General features: G+C 69.0%; 15 protein-coding genes and 1 pseudogene. 6 read left to right on the top strand and 10 right to left on the bottom strand.

Annotated features, from left to right (window positions below; translation table 11 throughout):
- Positions 1-288 (top strand): annotated as a pseudogene (locus ACWCO3_RS19590) (M14 family zinc carboxypeptidase); the annotation flags it as partial.
- A gap of 67 nt (positions 289-355) precedes the next feature.
- Here ACWCO3_RS19590 and ACWCO3_RS19595 read toward each other — a convergent pair.
- From ACWCO3_RS19595 to ACWCO3_RS19605, 3 genes are all read right to left on the bottom strand, one after another.
- On the bottom strand, positions 356-547 hold the full coding sequence (locus ACWCO3_RS19595) for a DUF397 domain-containing protein (RefSeq protein WP_357937803.1): 192 nt from the start codon (positions 545-547) through the stop codon (positions 356-358).
- A complete protein-coding gene (locus tag ACWCO3_RS19600) occupies positions 538-1,338 on the bottom strand; it encodes a helix-turn-helix domain-containing protein (RefSeq protein WP_358050977.1) in 801 nt (266 codons plus the stop codon). Before ACWCO3_RS19600 ends, ACWCO3_RS19595 begins: the two co-directional genes overlap by 10 nt.
- 191 nt (positions 1,339-1,529) lie before the next feature.
- Positions 1,530-2,675: an MFS transporter gene (locus ACWCO3_RS19605; protein WP_450011321.1), complete on the bottom strand. Its 1,146-nt coding sequence runs from the start codon at positions 2,673-2,675 to the stop codon at positions 1,530-1,532.
- Between the two features lie 54 nt (positions 2,676-2,729).
- Between ACWCO3_RS19605 and ACWCO3_RS19610 the strand changes: the two genes are divergently transcribed.
- A complete protein-coding gene (locus ACWCO3_RS19610; protein WP_450011323.1) occupies positions 2,730-3,473 on the top strand; it encodes an AraC family transcriptional regulator in 744 nt (247 codons plus the stop codon).
- A gap of 75 nt (positions 3,474-3,548) precedes the next feature.
- Positions 3,549-4,103 (top strand): hypothetical protein, encoded by a 555-nt coding sequence (locus ACWCO3_RS19615; protein WP_450011325.1) that lies wholly within the window; start codon positions 3,549-3,551, stop codon positions 4,101-4,103.
- A 63-nt stretch (positions 4,104-4,166) separates the two neighbouring features.
- Here ACWCO3_RS19615 and ACWCO3_RS19620 read toward each other — a convergent pair whose 3' ends face one another.
- The 3 genes from ACWCO3_RS19620 to ACWCO3_RS19630 all read right to left on the bottom strand — a co-directional run bounded on the left by ACWCO3_RS19620 (position 4,167) and on the right by ACWCO3_RS19630 (position 7,487).
- Positions 4,167-4,967, bottom strand: a complete 801-nt coding sequence (locus ACWCO3_RS19620) for an SAM-dependent methyltransferase (RefSeq protein ID WP_208744995.1) — start codon at positions 4,965-4,967, stop codon at positions 4,167-4,169.
- A gap of 125 nt (positions 4,968-5,092) precedes the next feature.
- The gene (locus ACWCO3_RS19625; RefSeq protein WP_145780475.1) at positions 5,093-7,156 is read right to left on the bottom strand and encodes a cellulose binding domain-containing protein; all 2,064 of its coding nucleotides are present in this window, start codon (positions 7,154-7,156) and stop codon (positions 5,093-5,095) included.
- A gap of 181 nt (positions 7,157-7,337) precedes the next feature.
- Positions 7,338-7,487 (bottom strand): hypothetical protein, encoded by a 150-nt coding sequence (locus ACWCO3_RS19630; RefSeq protein ID WP_167524821.1) that lies wholly within the window; start codon positions 7,485-7,487, stop codon positions 7,338-7,340.
- Positions 7,488-7,765: 278 nt separating this feature from the next.
- On the opposite strand from ACWCO3_RS19630, the gene ACWCO3_RS19635 reads away from it, so the two are divergent.
- Entirely contained in the window at positions 7,766-9,100 is a 1,335-nt protein-coding gene (locus ACWCO3_RS19635; protein ID WP_450011328.1) for an extracellular catalytic domain type 1 short-chain-length polyhydroxyalkanoate depolymerase, read from the top strand.
- Positions 9,101-9,146: 46 nt separating this feature from the next.
- Positions 9,147-9,851, top strand: coding sequence for a SanA/YdcF family protein (locus tag ACWCO3_RS19640; protein ID WP_450011330.1), 705 nt, complete (start codon positions 9,147-9,149; stop codon positions 9,849-9,851).
- 40 nt (positions 9,852-9,891) lie between these two features.
- Here ACWCO3_RS19640 and ACWCO3_RS19645 read toward each other — a convergent pair whose 3' ends face one another.
- From ACWCO3_RS19645 to ACWCO3_RS19660, 4 genes are read right to left on the bottom strand one after another with little or no spacing between them, the layout of a single operon-like run.
- Positions 9,892-10,908: a LacI family DNA-binding transcriptional regulator gene (locus ACWCO3_RS19645; RefSeq protein WP_145780472.1), complete on the bottom strand. Its 1,017-nt coding sequence runs from the start codon at positions 10,906-10,908 to the stop codon at positions 9,892-9,894.
- A gap of 52 nt (positions 10,909-10,960) precedes the next feature.
- A complete protein-coding gene (locus ACWCO3_RS19650) occupies positions 10,961-11,797 on the bottom strand; it encodes a carbohydrate ABC transporter permease (protein WP_145780471.1) in 837 nt (278 codons plus the stop codon).
- Positions 11,794-12,792 carry a carbohydrate ABC transporter permease gene (locus ACWCO3_RS19655; protein WP_145780469.1) on the bottom strand — a complete coding sequence of 333 codons (999 nt, stop codon included), beginning with the start codon at positions 12,790-12,792 and terminating at the stop codon, positions 11,794-11,796. Before ACWCO3_RS19655 ends, ACWCO3_RS19650 begins: the two co-directional genes overlap by 4 nt.
- A 52-nt stretch (positions 12,793-12,844) precedes the next feature.
- The gene (locus ACWCO3_RS19660) at positions 12,845-14,140 is read right to left on the bottom strand and encodes an extracellular solute-binding protein (protein WP_145780468.1); all 1,296 of its coding nucleotides are present in this window, start codon (positions 14,138-14,140) and stop codon (positions 12,845-12,847) included.
- Between the two features lie 256 nt (positions 14,141-14,396).
- On the opposite strand from ACWCO3_RS19660, the gene ACWCO3_RS19665 reads away from it, so the two are divergent.
- Positions 14,397-14,908 (top strand): family 43 glycosylhydrolase (locus tag ACWCO3_RS19665; RefSeq protein ID WP_450011333.1); only part of this gene is annotated, 512 nt, incomplete at its 3' end.

Below are 14,908 nucleotides of genomic sequence, written 5' to 3' on the forward strand. Positions count from 1 at the left end.
GCCGGCGTCGACGCGGCGCGCGCCAGCGCCGCCGCCGCGCCGGTGACGCCGGACCTGGGCGGCGGCTGGCGGCCGATCACCATCGAGGTCGCCGCCGGCGACCTGCCACGCACGCAGGCCGTCGTCGAACGCTTCACCACCGACGCGAAGGCCTCCGCGAAGGACGGTTCGGCGTACGTCGTGATCCCGAACCCGCAGGGACTCCAGGCCGACGAACACCCGTTCGCGAAGGATCTGGTACGCGCGCTGCGCGACGCGCGGGTGCCGCTGCGGTCGGTGGTGGGCTGACCCAGCCCTCTGCACAACGAAGCGCCCGTCCCCAGGTGTGGGGGCGGGCGCTTCGGCGTTCTGCTGACTAGGACCGCCGGGGAACCTCGGCGACGAACGCCCGCCAGGCCAGTGGCCCGAAGAGCAGCGCCGGCCCCTGCGGGTCCTTCGAGTCGCGCACACCGACGACACCTGGGAGGTTGTCCGCGACCTCGACGCAGTTACCGCCGCCGGAACCACTGCGGGTGGACTTGCGCCACACAGCGTCGATCAGGTCCATGACGTCTCCACTTCCTGCATGAGATCGAGTGACTGACGGCGGGGCAGCGCCTCGCTGCGAACCATCTCCCACCTCGACATGAGGGTATCCACGTCGTCGTCCCGGTCGATGACAACCCCGCCGAGTTGGTTCTCCATCTCCGCCACCCACTTGTAGTCGGGCAGCCGGGCCAGGCTGAACGGCCCGGTCAGGCCGACGTGCATGCTGACCTCGTCCGGCAACACGTGCACATTGATGTTCGGTCGCTCAGCAAGGGTGGTCAACTGCTTGATCTGCCCCGCCATGATGTCGCGGAAGTCCGCGCTGGCACGGCGGAGCACCGCCTCGGCGATAACGGCGACGAAGTGCGGGGCGTTCGCCTTCGTGAGGACCGCCTGTCGTTCCATCCGGTGTGCCAGCCGCTTCTCGACCTCGTCATCGCTCAACGTCTGGTTGCAGCGGATGACGGCGCGACCGTAACTCTCCGTCTGTAGAAGACCCGGAACGAGGCTCGGCTGAAAGGACCGGAGCTGCGTCGCGGTGCGCTCGGCGTCGAGCCATGGCAGGAACCAGGACGGTGCGCCGAGCTTGCCCACCATGCGCTCGAAGAGGCCGCCGTTCTTGAATGCGCGGTCGGCGCCCTTGATGAAGTCCATCGTCAGCGCCCGCGTCTCGCTCTCCACCGCGCTGACATGCGAGGCGCTGAATCCCGCGCCCCGCCCGAAGGACTCCTGGGTCATTCCGGCCGCCCCGCGGGAACGGCGGATCTCGCCCACGATGAACGCGGCGAGCGGGTGGGGCAGGTCGGCCATTCGGTACTCCCCCACAACCACTCACGCCGCTGTCCGGCGTGGAACGCTTCGCCAGCTCGATCCGAACCGGCGAGCATCGTCTCAGCGTAGTTGCCTCCACAGCGGAGCGTCAGTAGCGACGCGGCTGGTGGCGGCCAGGAAAGCAGGGCTGGCGACCTCCGAGGGCGGTTCCGTGACCCGCGAGCAATGCTTCAATGCCTCGGCGCTGCCGGCTCGGGGAGGGTGCGGAACAGCAGCCAGCTCAGCGCGGGCATCAGGATCAGCGGGGCGAGGGCCACCTGGAGGGAGACCGCGTCGGCGACACCGCCGATGAGCGGGCTGACCAGCCCTCCGACACTGACGGCGAGGCCCAGTGTGATGCCACTCGCGGTACCGACGCGGGTCGGGAGGTAGTCCTGGCCAAGGGTGATCTGGAGAGAGAACGGGACGTAGAGCCCGGCCGACGTGAGCGCCACGAACAGATAGAACACAGGTCCGGGGACGAGCACGACCCCCGCGACGGCGGCGACACTCACCAGATACGACCAGCGCACGACGACAACCCGGTCCCAGCGGCCGGCCAGGCTGCCTCCGACCACCGTTCCCACCGCTCCACCGAGATAGAGCAGCACCAGCGCAGCAGTCCCCGCCGCGGTACCGCCGCCGGCCCGCTGCGGCGCGTAGAGCGCCAGGAACGTGCTCAGACCGGCGAACGCGACGGCGCGGCAGACCACGGCCAGCGACAGGCGGCCGAACGACGCCATGTCGTCGGTCCCGACCATTCGAGGGGTGTCGGAACCGGCCTCCGTCGTCGTGCGAAGCGCGCGAAGGACAGGCAGGCACAGCACGCTGCCCGCCAGGGCCGGCACCACGAGCAGCGGAGTGAGCCGCAGACCGCCGCTGGCCACGACGGCGGCGACCAGCACGGGCGCGACGGCGAAGCCGAGGTTGCCGCCGAGGGAGAACCACCCCATCGCGGCGTGCCGTCCGTCGCTGGCGATCCGCGCGAGCCGGGCGGACTCGGGATGATACGCCGCGACTCCGATCCCGGAGACGGCCACGAAGGCCAGCGTCAGCGCGTACGAACCGGTGATCCCGCTGCCCGCGATCCCCAGCCCGCCCAGGATCGTGCTCACCGGCAGCAGCCAGGGCATCGCCCACCGGTCCGTCAGCGCACCGAACAGCGGTTGCGCCACCGAGGAGAGCAGCGAGGCGGCGAGCACCACGCCGGAGGCCGCCGCGTAGGTGTAGGCACGCTCGGCGATGAAGAACGGTATGAGCGCGGCGACGGCGCCCTGGTAGACGTCCACGCAACCATGTCCGACGGACAGCAGGATGATCGTTCTGTTTCTCCGCACGCCGCCATGCTCGCCGCTGTCGAACCTGTCGGGCTTCCGATAACCTGCCAACCAATGACGAAGATCCGCCATCGGCCGGTCGCACCGACCCGCGCCCAGCGACTGGCGTCCGGGTCCGTGATCGACGTGCACCGCCACGATGACCATCAGATCGTCTACGCCGCCCGTGGCGTTCTCGCCATCACCACCGACGCGGGTGCCTGGGTTGTCCCCGCGAGCCGCGCCATCTGGGTGCCGGCCGGAACCGCGCACGCCCATCAGGCCCACGGCACGCTCGAGCTGCACCTGATCGGCCTTCCGGCGACGGAGGATCCGCTGGATCTGACGGAGCCGACCGTGCTGACCGTCGGGCCACTGCTGCGCGAGCTGATCCTCGCCTACACCCGGGACCCACAGGACGACAGCCCGGGACGTGCGCGGCTGCGGGCCGTCCTGCTTGACCAGGTGCGGTCCTCGGCCGCGCAGCCCGTGCACCTGCCCACGCCCACCGAGCCCCGGTTGAGGGCACTCTGCGCAATCCTGTACGCCGATCCGGCCGACAACCGCACCCTTGCCGCGCTCGGCAGGCAGGTTGGCGGAAGTGACCGTACGCTGTCCCGCCTCTTCCGCTCCGACCTCGGCATGACCTTTCCACAGTGGCGTACCCAACTGCGGCTGCACCGTGCCCTGGTGATGCTGGCCGAGGAGGTCCCGGTCACCGCCGTGGCGCATCGGTGTGGGTGGTCGTCCGCCAGCGCGTTCATCGACGTCTTTCGGCGCGCCTTCGGGCACACCCCGGGCAGACACGGGCACCTGTAGAACGCGTCGTACGGGGCAGGCGCTTCGTTCGGATCACTACCGAACAGGCAGGTGACCAGGCCGAACATCCGTGTCGTGTTCGGAACAGACATCAACGGTGGATTGCTGCCAATTCCGATCAATACGCTGAGCCTCGTCCGCCGAATTCTTCGGTCCGATGTCACCAGCCCATGGAGGTCTCGCATGAAGGTCCAGCGTCTCGGGCTCACACTGTCGATGGTGTTCGCGGTGTCCACCGCCCTCGTTGCCGCCGGCTCACCGGCTTTCGCCGCCCACAACGACAACAACGAGACGACGCTCTGGGACGACAACGCACAGTGCCAGGCCGGTCTCATCGAGTTCATCGACTACGGCGAAGGCGCACCCGGCGGTGGCATGAACGACGACTATTTCGTCGTGACGGACACGTGCGCCAATGGTGAAGGAGTCCGGGCTCGCGTCTACGTCAACGGCGTCCTGGTCGGCGGCAGCAAGTACAACGGCGGCGGCTCCGGATCCTCGGTCATCTGGGACCCGGCTCAGATTTACGCGAACGACGTGGTCAAGATGGAGATCTGCGCGGCGAACGGTCCCCAGGACTACTCGGGTCTGCCCTGCGACGACAGGACCTTCCGCAGCGTAGACGGCTGACGGTCACCGACGGGCGGGCACATGTGACAGCGCCCGCCCGTCGCCCGAGCGGATCAGGCCGGCCTACGGTTTGCGGGCGACGCCGCTGTAGCCGGTGCGGGCGACCTGCGGGTCCGCGGTGGCCGGCGGCTCGGTGTGCGGCCACATGTTGACCAGCCCCGGCGGTTCGAGGACGAAGTCGCCGAAGAAGCGGGAGATGTCCGCGTGGCTCCGCGGCACGAACGGGCTGTTCGCGCGCGCGTAGATCGCCGAGATCCGGGCCATCAGGTCCGGGTGCACGTCGGTGCCGGCGTGCGACAGCGCCAGGTAGCTGCCGGGGGCGAGCGCGTCGCGGTAGGTGGCCACGATCCGCTGTGGATCCTGCTCGTCGGGCACCAGGTGCAGCACGAACATCATCAGCACCGCTACCGGGCTACCGACGTCGATCGCGTCGCCGATCGCCGGGTGGCCGAGGACCTGCTGCGGGTCGGTCAGGTCGGCCTGGACCACCGACACCGTCTTCGAGTCGGCGAGCAGAGCGCGGCCGTGGGTGCAGACCACCGGGTCGTTGTCGACGTAGACGACCCGCACGTCCGGATCGATGCGGTGCGCGATCTCGTGGACGTTGTCCTGGGTCGGCAGCCCGGACCCGAGGTCCAGGATCTGCCGGATGCCCTTCTCCTCGACGAGGTGTCGGACCGTCCGGGAGATCAGCTCGCGGCCCTGCCGGGCAGCCTCGGGCATCCATGGCGCCACCTGTAACACCATCTCGGCTGCCGCCCGGTCGGCGGCGAAGTTGTCCTTGCCGCCGAGGTAGTAGTCGAACATCCTCGCCGCGTTCGGCCTGTCCGGTTGCAGGCCGGTCTCGGGTTGTGACTGCGTCACGATCGACCACCTCTCCCCCGTCCGGTCCCGCAGCATAACGTCCACCATGATCGATCACCGGCCCCACAGCTCGGGTGCGCCGGCTGGCGCGGTCAACGCGCCGGCCGGTGCGCCCGACGGTCGCGTCAGCCGGTGGCGCACACCGTGCCGTTGAGAGTGAACGCCGTGGGCAGCACGTTCGGCCCGCCGTACGCGCCGACGAAGCCGGCACTCACGCTGCCGCCGGCGGCGATCTGCCGGTTGTCGTCGGTGGGCGTGACCCGCACGGCGGTGCCGACCTGTTCCCAGGTGGCGCTCCACCCGCTACTCACCTGCTGCCATTCGGTGGGCCAGGTCCAGGTGAGCGTCCACCCGTTGACCGGGCTGGTGCCGTTGTTGACGATCTCGATGCCGCCGATGTAGCCGTTGCCCCAGTCGTTGGCGGTGGTGAAGCGGACGGTGCACGCGCTGGTGGTCGGGCTACCGGTGGTGAAGGTCAGCGGTGGCGAGGCCCAGGACACCCGGCCGGCGGTGTCCCGGGCCAGCACGTTGACTGTGTACCTGCTGCCCGGCACCAGGTTGCCGACGGTGAACGAGGTGGTCGGCGTCTCGCCGAGCTGCTCGCTGGCCCCGCCGTTCTGCCGGTACACCTCGTACTTGGCGATCGGACTGCGGCCCGGGGTGGCCGCCGGCCAGGAGATCGTCGCGGCACGGTCGGTGACACCACTGGCTGTCGGCTGGCCCGGGGCCGAGGGCCGCCCGGCGGTCGCGCCAGCCGGTCGCAACACGAGCGTCGTCAACGAGTACGCCGGCAGCGTCCGGCTGGTGGCGGAGCCGTTCTGGCTGGTGGCGATGCCGGTCGCGCCGTTGGTGAGGGTCGACACCGTCGGGGCGGCGGCGGACGGGGTGAACCCGGCATAGTCGATGGTGACCGGGTGGGCGTTGTCCGGGTCCTTGTTGAGCAGCAGCAGTGCGAGGTCACCGTTGCCCCGACGGACGGCGTGGGCGGTCACCAGCGGCTCGTCGGAGCCGGCGCGGACGAACTGGTCACCGGTCTTCGCGAAGAGCTTCATCATGGTCAGCCCGTGGTACGGCGCGAACGGTGTGTTCAGTGGCGGTTGGCAGACCGAGCCGTCCTCGGTGCAGGCGCCGCTGGAGAGCATGCCGAAGTCGCCGTAGTCGGTCTGGCCGGCCACCTGCGTCACGGTGCCCATGCCGTTGTGCACGTTCCACCAGTGGGCGGTGAAGATGCCGTTCGCCAGGAGCGCGCTGTACGCGTCGGCCAGGAAGAGCGCGGCGGGCTGTGTGGTCCGTCCGGCGTCGACGTTCAGCTCGGTGAAGCTGATGCCGATGCGGTCGGCGTTCGGGCCCGCGTACCGGGTGAGGTGCTGTCGCAGCAGGTAGGTCGCGTCGGGCAGGTGGTTGGTGCGGGCCAGCGATTCGGCGGCAGAGCCACCCGGGTACCAGTGCACGTCCACGAAGTCGATCTTCGGACCGGCGATGGAGAGCACTGTCTGGTTCCACGGGCCCGGGTCACTGCCGGCGGTGATGCCGTCCGGCCAGTTGCCCGGCATCGTCAGCACCGCGCCGACCTTGATACTCGGGTCGACCGCCTTCATCGCGTCGGCGTACTCGACGACCAGCCTTGCGTACTGTGTCGCGCTCTTGTCCGGGTGGTCGTCCGCCTCCCAGGCGGACCCGTAGTGACCGTTGCCGTAGTTCTCGTTGCCGATCGTCCAGTACCGCGCGCCGTAGCGCTTGGTGACGTTCGCGTACCGCACCCAGTCGGCGGCCTCGGCGGGCGTGCCGGTGCCGTAGTTCGCGATGATCATCGGCTGCGCGCCGACCCGCCGGACGGCCGCCATGAAGGTGTCGAAGTCGGTTCCCGGTGCGACGTAACCGCCGGGCGCGGTGTGGTCCTTCCAGTGGTAGATGTCGGCGTACGAGCCGCCGGGGTAGCGCATCATCTGCACACCCGCGTCGCGGAGCAGGTCCGACGTCTCGGCGGTGCCGAGGTTCTGGTCCCAGATGGCGTGGTTGACGCCCAGCGCGGTGGCGGGCACGGTGGCCATGCCCGCGCGGGCGTCGACGGTGACGGCGACCGGGTCGGGCGCCGCGCTGGCGGTCGGGGCGTCGATGCCGGACAGCGCGGTCGCGGCGAGCAGCAGGCTCGCCAGGAGGGACGCGCGCCTCTTCTTCTGGATGCGCATGGGCTCGGTTCCTTCAGGGGAAGGGGTGGACGACGGACCTCGGTGGTCCGTCGCTCGTGTCACCCGTCCCCCCGGATCCGTACCGGATCCCGGTTGCCCATCGGACGGACATCAGCCCCGCGCGCACAGCTTGTCATCGACGCACAAGAATGTCATGGGCGTATCGCGAATCTCAAGGGCGTCACCGCTCCTTGTCCTCGCCGCGGCCGCTGCGACGCCTGCCGACGGCTGCGGCGGCCAGCAGGGTGACGACCGCGGCGGCCAACTGGAGGACGGCGCCCAGCAGGTCGACCAGGCTGGAGATGGCGTTGACGTCTGGCGCAAGGTCCATGAACGGCCTCCGGGTTAGTGCCCACCGTCCGCTTCCTGCGGAAGGCCCTCCCCCGGGCTCAGCGGTGACCACATGAGCGCCACAGCCATTGTGACACCCCCTTCCCATGCGGAGGAAGGGCGTGCGCGGTACGGCTTGACGACCGGGATGTTATCGCTCACAGTCGATGCGATGCGATCAGCGTCCGTGGCTCTCCGGGCGAGCCTCCGCTGGTCGGACTCCGACGGTCACGACGTGCTGCCGCCGGGTCCGCCGACCCATGACCAGAGGAATCGCCGATGAGATTCAGAACCGCACTGCTGGCTGCCGCGCTCACGACGACGCTCGCGACGATGGCGACAGTGGCAACTGTCGCCACCCCAGCGTCGGCCGCGACGCTCACCCAGGTGACCAACTTCGGCACCAACCCGACGAACCTGCAGATGCACCTGTACGTGCCGGACCGGGTAGCGGCCCAACCGGCCCTGCTCCTCGCGTTGCACTACTGCACCGGCAGCGGCCCGGCGGTACACACCGGCTTTGGCCTCAGCACCCTGGCCGACCGTTACGGCTTCATCGTGATCTACCCATCGGTGACGCGGAGCAGCAAGTGTTGGGACGTCTCCTCGCCGCAGGCCCTCCGACGCGACGGTGGTAGCGACCCGATCGGCCTCAAGTCCATGGTCGACCACGTCCGGAGCCGGTACCCCGTCGACTCCACAAGGATCGGCGTGGGCGGGTTCTCCTCCGGCGCGATGATGACCAACGTCATGCTCGGCCTCTACCCCGACCTGTTCCACGCGGGCTTCAGCTCCTCGGGTGTCCCGTTCGGCTGCTTCGCCACCACCAACGGCGCGGAGTGGAACAGCGAGTGTTCCGGCGGGCGGATCGTCCGGACCGGACAGCAGTGGGGTGACCTGGTCCGCAACGCGTACCCGAGCTACACCGGCAACCGACCCCGGGTCCAGATCTGGCACGGCACCACGGACACCACGCTGAGCTACGTCAACTTCGGCGAGCAGGTCAAGCAGTGGACCAACGTCCTGGGCGTGTCCCAGACACCCAGCTACACCGACTCACCGCAGACCAGCGCCACCCGCACCCGCTACGGCGGCACCGGCGGCACGGCGCCCGTCGAAGCGATCAGCTTCCAGGGGTACGGCCACTCCATTCCGTTCGACGCCGCCCAGGCCATCCGGTTCCTGGGCTTCGACACCACGAGCCCCACCACCCCACCACCGAGCGGCACCGCAGCACCGCTGCGCAACGTCGGCGCCAACCGCTGCCTGGACGTGCCGTCCAGGTCACAGACGAACGGCACCCAACTGACGCTGTGGGACTGTAACGGCGGCACCAACCAGCAGTGGACACCGACCACCACGAAACAACTCCAGGTGTACGGGACCAAATGCCTCGACGCCGAGGGGGCCGCGACCACACCGGGCACCCGCGTGATCATCTGGACCTGCGGCAGCGGCGCCAACCAGCAGTGGAACCTCAACACCGACGGCACGGTCACCGGCGTGCAGTCCGGCCTGTGCCTGTCACCGAACGCCGCCGGCACCGCGAACGGCACCACGATGGTCCTGGCGAACTGCACCGGCGGCAACAGCCAGAAGTGGACCCGAAACTGAGGCGGTGACCGATCGCGACAAGCGCCACCCGATTAGTCTCGCCGGCATGCGGGGACGTTTCGGTGTGGCGCGGTGGTACGAGGAGCACCGGCGGTTCGTCCGCCGTACTCTCTTCGCGTTGGTGGTGGGCGCGGTGCTGCTGGCCGGGGGTACGGTCGCCAGCGTGCGGTGGGTCCGCGACACCGCCGACGGCCATCTCTACAGCGAGTCCGACGTGCCCGCTGCGCCCGTCGCCCTGGTCCTGGGCACGAAGGTGGACGCCGACGGTACGCCGTCGGAGGTCCTCGCCGCTCGCCTGGAGATCGCGCGGCGGTTGTTCGACGCCGGGCGGGTGAGCGCGATCCTGGTGTCCGGCGACAACATGAACGCGGACTACAACGAGCCCGAGGCGATGCAGGGCTGGTTGGTCGACCGGGGTGTGCCGGCGCGGAAGGTGGTGCTCGACTACGCCGGTTTCGACACGTACGACTCCTGCGCCAGGGCCCGGCAGATCTTCGGGGTGCGACGCGCGACGGTCGTTACCCAGTCGTTTCACCTGCCCCGGGCCGTGGCACTGTGTCGACGGCTCGGCATCGACGCCCAGGGGGTGGGCGACGACAGCGCGAAACAGTACTCCCTGACCTGGCGGTTCGGCTCCATGCGCGAGAACGGCGCCTGCCTGAAGGCCGCGCTGGACGTGCTGTCCGGCCGGGAGCCCGCGCACCTCGGTCGCCGCGAGAGTGGCGTCGAGGACGCGCTCCGCGACGCCTGACGGCGAGGGCCGCGCGAACGTGACGAGCCGCGCGGCGCGGTCAGCGGGGTGGCGCGGCGCTGTCGCGGACGATCAGCTCGGTGGCGAGCTCGACCCTTGGGCTTTCGGTCTTCTCACCGCCGGCGAGGCGCAGGACGGTCCGTGCGGCCAGCATGCCCATCTCGGCCAGAGGTTGACGGACGGTGGTCAGCGGCGGGGAGCACCACCGGACCTCCGGCAGGTCGTCGAAGCCGACCACGCTGACGTCGTCGGGCACCCGTAGGCCGCGTTTGCGGACCGCCTCGTAGACGCCCAGTGCCATCTGGTCACTGGACGCGAAGATGGCGGTGGGTGGGTCGGGCAGGGCCAGCAACTGGGTACCCGCGCTGAAACCGGACTCGTGGTAAAAGTTGCCCGGTCGGATGAGGGCGTCGTCGATGGGGATGTCGGCGGCGCCGAGGGCGGCCCGGTAGCCGTCCATCCGGGCTCGGCTGCACATCAGGTGCGGCGGGCCGGCGATGAAGCCGATCCGCCGGTGCCCCAGGCTGATCAGGTACTGGTTGGCGCTCAGGCTGCCCGCCCAGTTGGTGGCGCCGATGGTGGGTGATTCCTGCGGGTCCACTCCGGCGGGGTCGATGATGACGACCGGCAGGTGGAGCCGGCGCAGCTCGGCCTGCAACGGCGGGTTCACCATCGACGTCACGAAGATGACGCCCTCGGTGGAGCGCGTACGCATGTTGTCCAGCCACTGCTTGGCAGAGGAGATGCGCCAGTGGATGGCCGAGACGACAGTGCCGACGCCGCTGGTCTGGCCGACGTCCTCCACCCCGCGGATGATCTCCACGGCCCACGGGCTGTCCAGGTCGTTGAAGACCAGGTCGATGAGGGCCGCGTCGGTACGCCGGGCCGGTGACCGGCGGCGGTAGCCGTGCCGGTTGAGCAGGGCCTCGACGCGCTCCCGGGTGTCGGGAGCGACGTCGGAGCGGCCGTTGATGACTCGGGAGACCGTGGGTACGGAGACACCCGCCAACCGCGCGATCATGGCGATGGTGACGTTTCGGCCGTTCTCCGCGCCCACGGTCCCCCCTCGTCGTACCGGAAGCTTCAGGTCTGCTCGCGGTGCTGCGATGTCATCCCTTGACGCTGCCGGTCAGGCCGCCGATGAGTTGACGTTCGGCGACCGCGTAGAAGCCCAGGGCTGGCAGCATGGACAGCACGACGTAGGCGAGCACCCGTGCGGTGTCGTCGGCGTACTGGCCCTGGAACGCCTGGACCCCGACCGGGAGGGTCCACCAGCTCTGATCGCTGAAGACGACCAGCGGGAGCATGAAGTTGTTCCAGCTGGTGACGATCGCCAGCACCGAGACGGTGGCCAGGGCGGGGCGCGCCATCGGCAGCAGGACCTTCCAGAAGAACCCGAAGGGGCCGCAGCCGTCGAGGACGGCGGCCTCCTCGACCTCGGCCGGGATGGTCCGGAAGAACTGGCGCAGGATGATGATGGTGATCGGCAGCCCGAAGGCGGCCTGGGGCAGGATGACGCCGAGCGGGTTGTCCAGCAGGCCGACGCTGCGCAGCAGCACGAACAGCGGCAGGATCGCCACCGCGAACGGGAACATCAGGCCGATCGCGAACAACGTCACCAGGAACTCGCGGCCCCGGAAGGCGTAGCGAGCAAAGACGAACGCGGCCATCGCCGCCGCGCCGACGACGATGAAGGTGCTGGTCACGGCGATGAGCAGGCTGTTGCCGAGCTGCCGCCAGAACACCCCGTTGCCCAGGATCTCGAAGTAGTTCGGCACCCACGGGTCGGGCCAGCCCAGCGGGTTGGTGGACAACTGGCCGTTGTCCTTGAAGCCGCCGAGCACGCCGAAGTACACCGGCACGACGATGAGCACGCCGACGGCGATGCAGACGAGGTGCAGCACGACGCTGCGGGTCCGCTGGGCGCGACTCGCCGTGGCGGTCATCGCTGGCCTCCCTGGGTGGTGATCGCGCCCGCCGTGTCACGACGCAGGACGATGCGTTGGTAGAACAGGGCGAAGATGAGGCTCAGCAGGAACATCACGATGCTGATGGCGCTCGCGTAGCCGACCTCGAAGCGACGGAAGCCGAACTGGTACATCGTGACGGCCAGCGTCTCCGAAGAGTGGATCGGCCCACCACCGGTGAGCACCCACACCATGTCGAACAGCTGGATGGTACCGATGACCGACAGGAAGATGCTGATGCGGATCGTCGGGCCGAGCAGGGGCAGGGTGACGTGTCGGAACGCCTGCCAGCCGGTGGCGCCGTCGGTGACCGCCGCCTCGTGCAGTTCCTTCGGGATGCCCTGCCGGGCCGCCAGGAAGAGCATCATGTAGAGGCCGAAGTACTTCCAGGACACCACCAGGAATACGGCGTACAGCACGGTGTCCGGGTCGGCGAAGACGGTGCCCGCGTCGGCGCCCAGCCACCGGGCGACCCCCTCGCCCAGCCCTCGGTTCGGTGAGAACACCAGGGTGAACAGGACGGCCGTGGTGACCTCGGAGAGCACGTACGGGGCGAAGAAGATCAGCCGATAGACGGCCCGCCCGCGAAGTGGCTGATTAAGGAGCATGGCTAGGGCCAGCGCAACAGGCAGCTGCACGACCAGGGACAGCACCACCAGAATCAGGCCACGCCACAGGTCGCCACGGAACGTCGGGTCGCCGAAGGCACGGGTGTAGTTGTCCAACCCGATGAAGTTCTCCGGCAGGCCGAAGCCGTTCCACTTGAAGAAGCTGGCGTAGGCGGCCACCACGATGGGGGCGAGGACCAGCAGTACGAACAGCGCCAGGGCAGGCGCCAGGAACACGGCGAGGACGCCACCCCGGCCCGGCCGGGGCTGGCGGCCACGCTTGCGCGCGGTGCCCGGCCCCGGTGCCGGCGGATCGGTCGCCGTGTCGCCGCGCCTCAGGTCGGACACGGTCGATGGCCTGGTCATTCCTGCTCCACTCGGGTTCTACGGCCGGCTACGGACGGGTGACGGGTCACGATCAGGCGGTCTTTGCCACCTGCGTGATGTCCTTGACGATCGCCGCCGGGGACTTCTTGCCGGCGATGATCTCCGCGACGCTGTCGTTGATCTGCTGCCCGAGCGCGGGCGCGTACGCCTGGTCGAGGTAGAGCTGGAAGCCGGTGTTCTTGGACAGGGCCTCCGCGACGGCCTTGTTGTTGGGGTCGCTGATGGCGGAGGTGGCGTCCTTCACCGTGGGCAGCACGGCGTTGGTCTGCGCGGAGCGCTTCTGGTTCTCGACGCTGAGCAGGAACTTCAGGAAGTCGATGGTGGCGGCCGGCGCGTCCTTGCCGACGGCGAAGCCGTTGCCACCGCCGAAGACCTCGGTCGCCGCGCCCTTGCCGCCGTCTACGGAGGGGAACGGGAAGAAGCCGAGCTTGTCGCCGAGGCCCTTCTTGCTGGTGGAGCTGGAGGCCTGCACCGCCGGCGCCCACTGCCCCATCAGCTCCATGCCGGCGTTGCCGTTGCCCATGGTGGCTGCCTGACCGTCGGGCGAACCGAACTCCGCGCCGAGGAAGCCCTTCTGGAACGGCTGCAGGTCGACGAGTTCCTTGAGCCGCTCACCGGCGGCGACGAGGTCGGGGGTGTCGAAGTTCTTGCTGTCGACAGCCTTCTGCAGCGCGTCGACACCACCGATGCGCATCGCGAGGTAGGACCAGTAGAAGTGGGCCGGCCACTTGTCCTTGCCGGCCAGGGCGACCGGGGTGATGCCGGCGGCCTTGAGCTTGCGGACCGCGTCGAGCACCCCGGTCCAGGTGGTGGGGGTCTCGGTGATGCCGGCGCGGGTGAAGAGCTCCTTGTTGTACCAGAACCCGACCATGCCGATGTCGAACGGAATGCCGTAGATCTTGCCGTCGATCGTGTACGGCTGCATGGCGGCGGGCAGGATGCCGGCGACCAGGTCCTTCACGTCGTCGGTGAGGTCCTTGACCAGGCCCGCGTCCACCTGCTGCTTCAGCACGCCGCCACCCCAGGACTGGAACAGGTCCGGCGGGTCGCCCGCCTGGGTGGCGGTGGTGAGCTTGGCCTTGAACGCCTCGTTCTCCAGGGGCTGGATGGTGAACGTGACGTTGCTGTGCGCGGCCTTGTACTCGTTGGCCATCGCCGCCCAGACCGGAAGCATCGGCTCGGTGTTCTGGATGTGCCACCAGTTGATGGTCTGCGGGGCGTTCGGGTCGCCGGACTTGTCGTCACCGCTACAGGCGCTCAGCAGGTACGCGCCAGCGCCGGCACCGGCGAGGCCGAGCAGCGTTCGGCGGGAAAGGTGCGGGGTCATGATCCATCCCTTCGGGAACTCACGGGGTGCTCGGTTGCCGGCACGGCCGGCGTGGTGGGAACCTATGGATCTCCGGAACTTTCAAAAAGCTTCGCCGGTATTACCGGTCGATGGCGGGCACGCTACGAGCTGTTTCCGCAACGGTCAAGCCCTCTGTCCTATTGCGAAAAGACCGGCTAGCGTAGGCAGGACTTCCAGCGATCCGGGACCGCAAGTTTCCGGAAGTTCCAGACAGCCCGTCCAGAGGAGCCCCTACGTGTCGACCGACATCGCTAACGTGGCGACCGCTACCCGGTCGATCCGCAACCCCGTCCTCGCCGGGTTCCACCCGGATCCGTCGATCCTGCGGGTCGACGACGACTACTACCTGGCTACCTCGACCTTCGAGTGGTATCCGGGCGTGCGTGTGCACCATTCGCGTGATCTCGTGAACTGGCGCACCCTGAGCGGGGTCATCACCGACCGCCGCCTGCTCGACCTGCGTGGCTGCGGTGACTCCAACGGCGTGTGGGCACCCGACCTGACGTACCACGACGGTCTGTTCTACCTCGTCTACAGCGACGTGGCCAGCTTCGCCAGCGGCTACTGGGATCCGCAGAACTTCCTGGTCACCGCCGAGGACATCGCCGGTCCCTGGTCGGACCCGGTGAAGCTGCACGGGCGCGGCTTCGACGCGGCGCTGTTCCTTGGATTCGAGGCTTTCGAACTCGGTGTTGAGCTGGCCGTACCCGTCGATCAGCACCACGTCGACACAGCCGACCTCCGCGC

Source organism: Micromonospora sp. NPDC002411 (assembly GCF_053592955.1).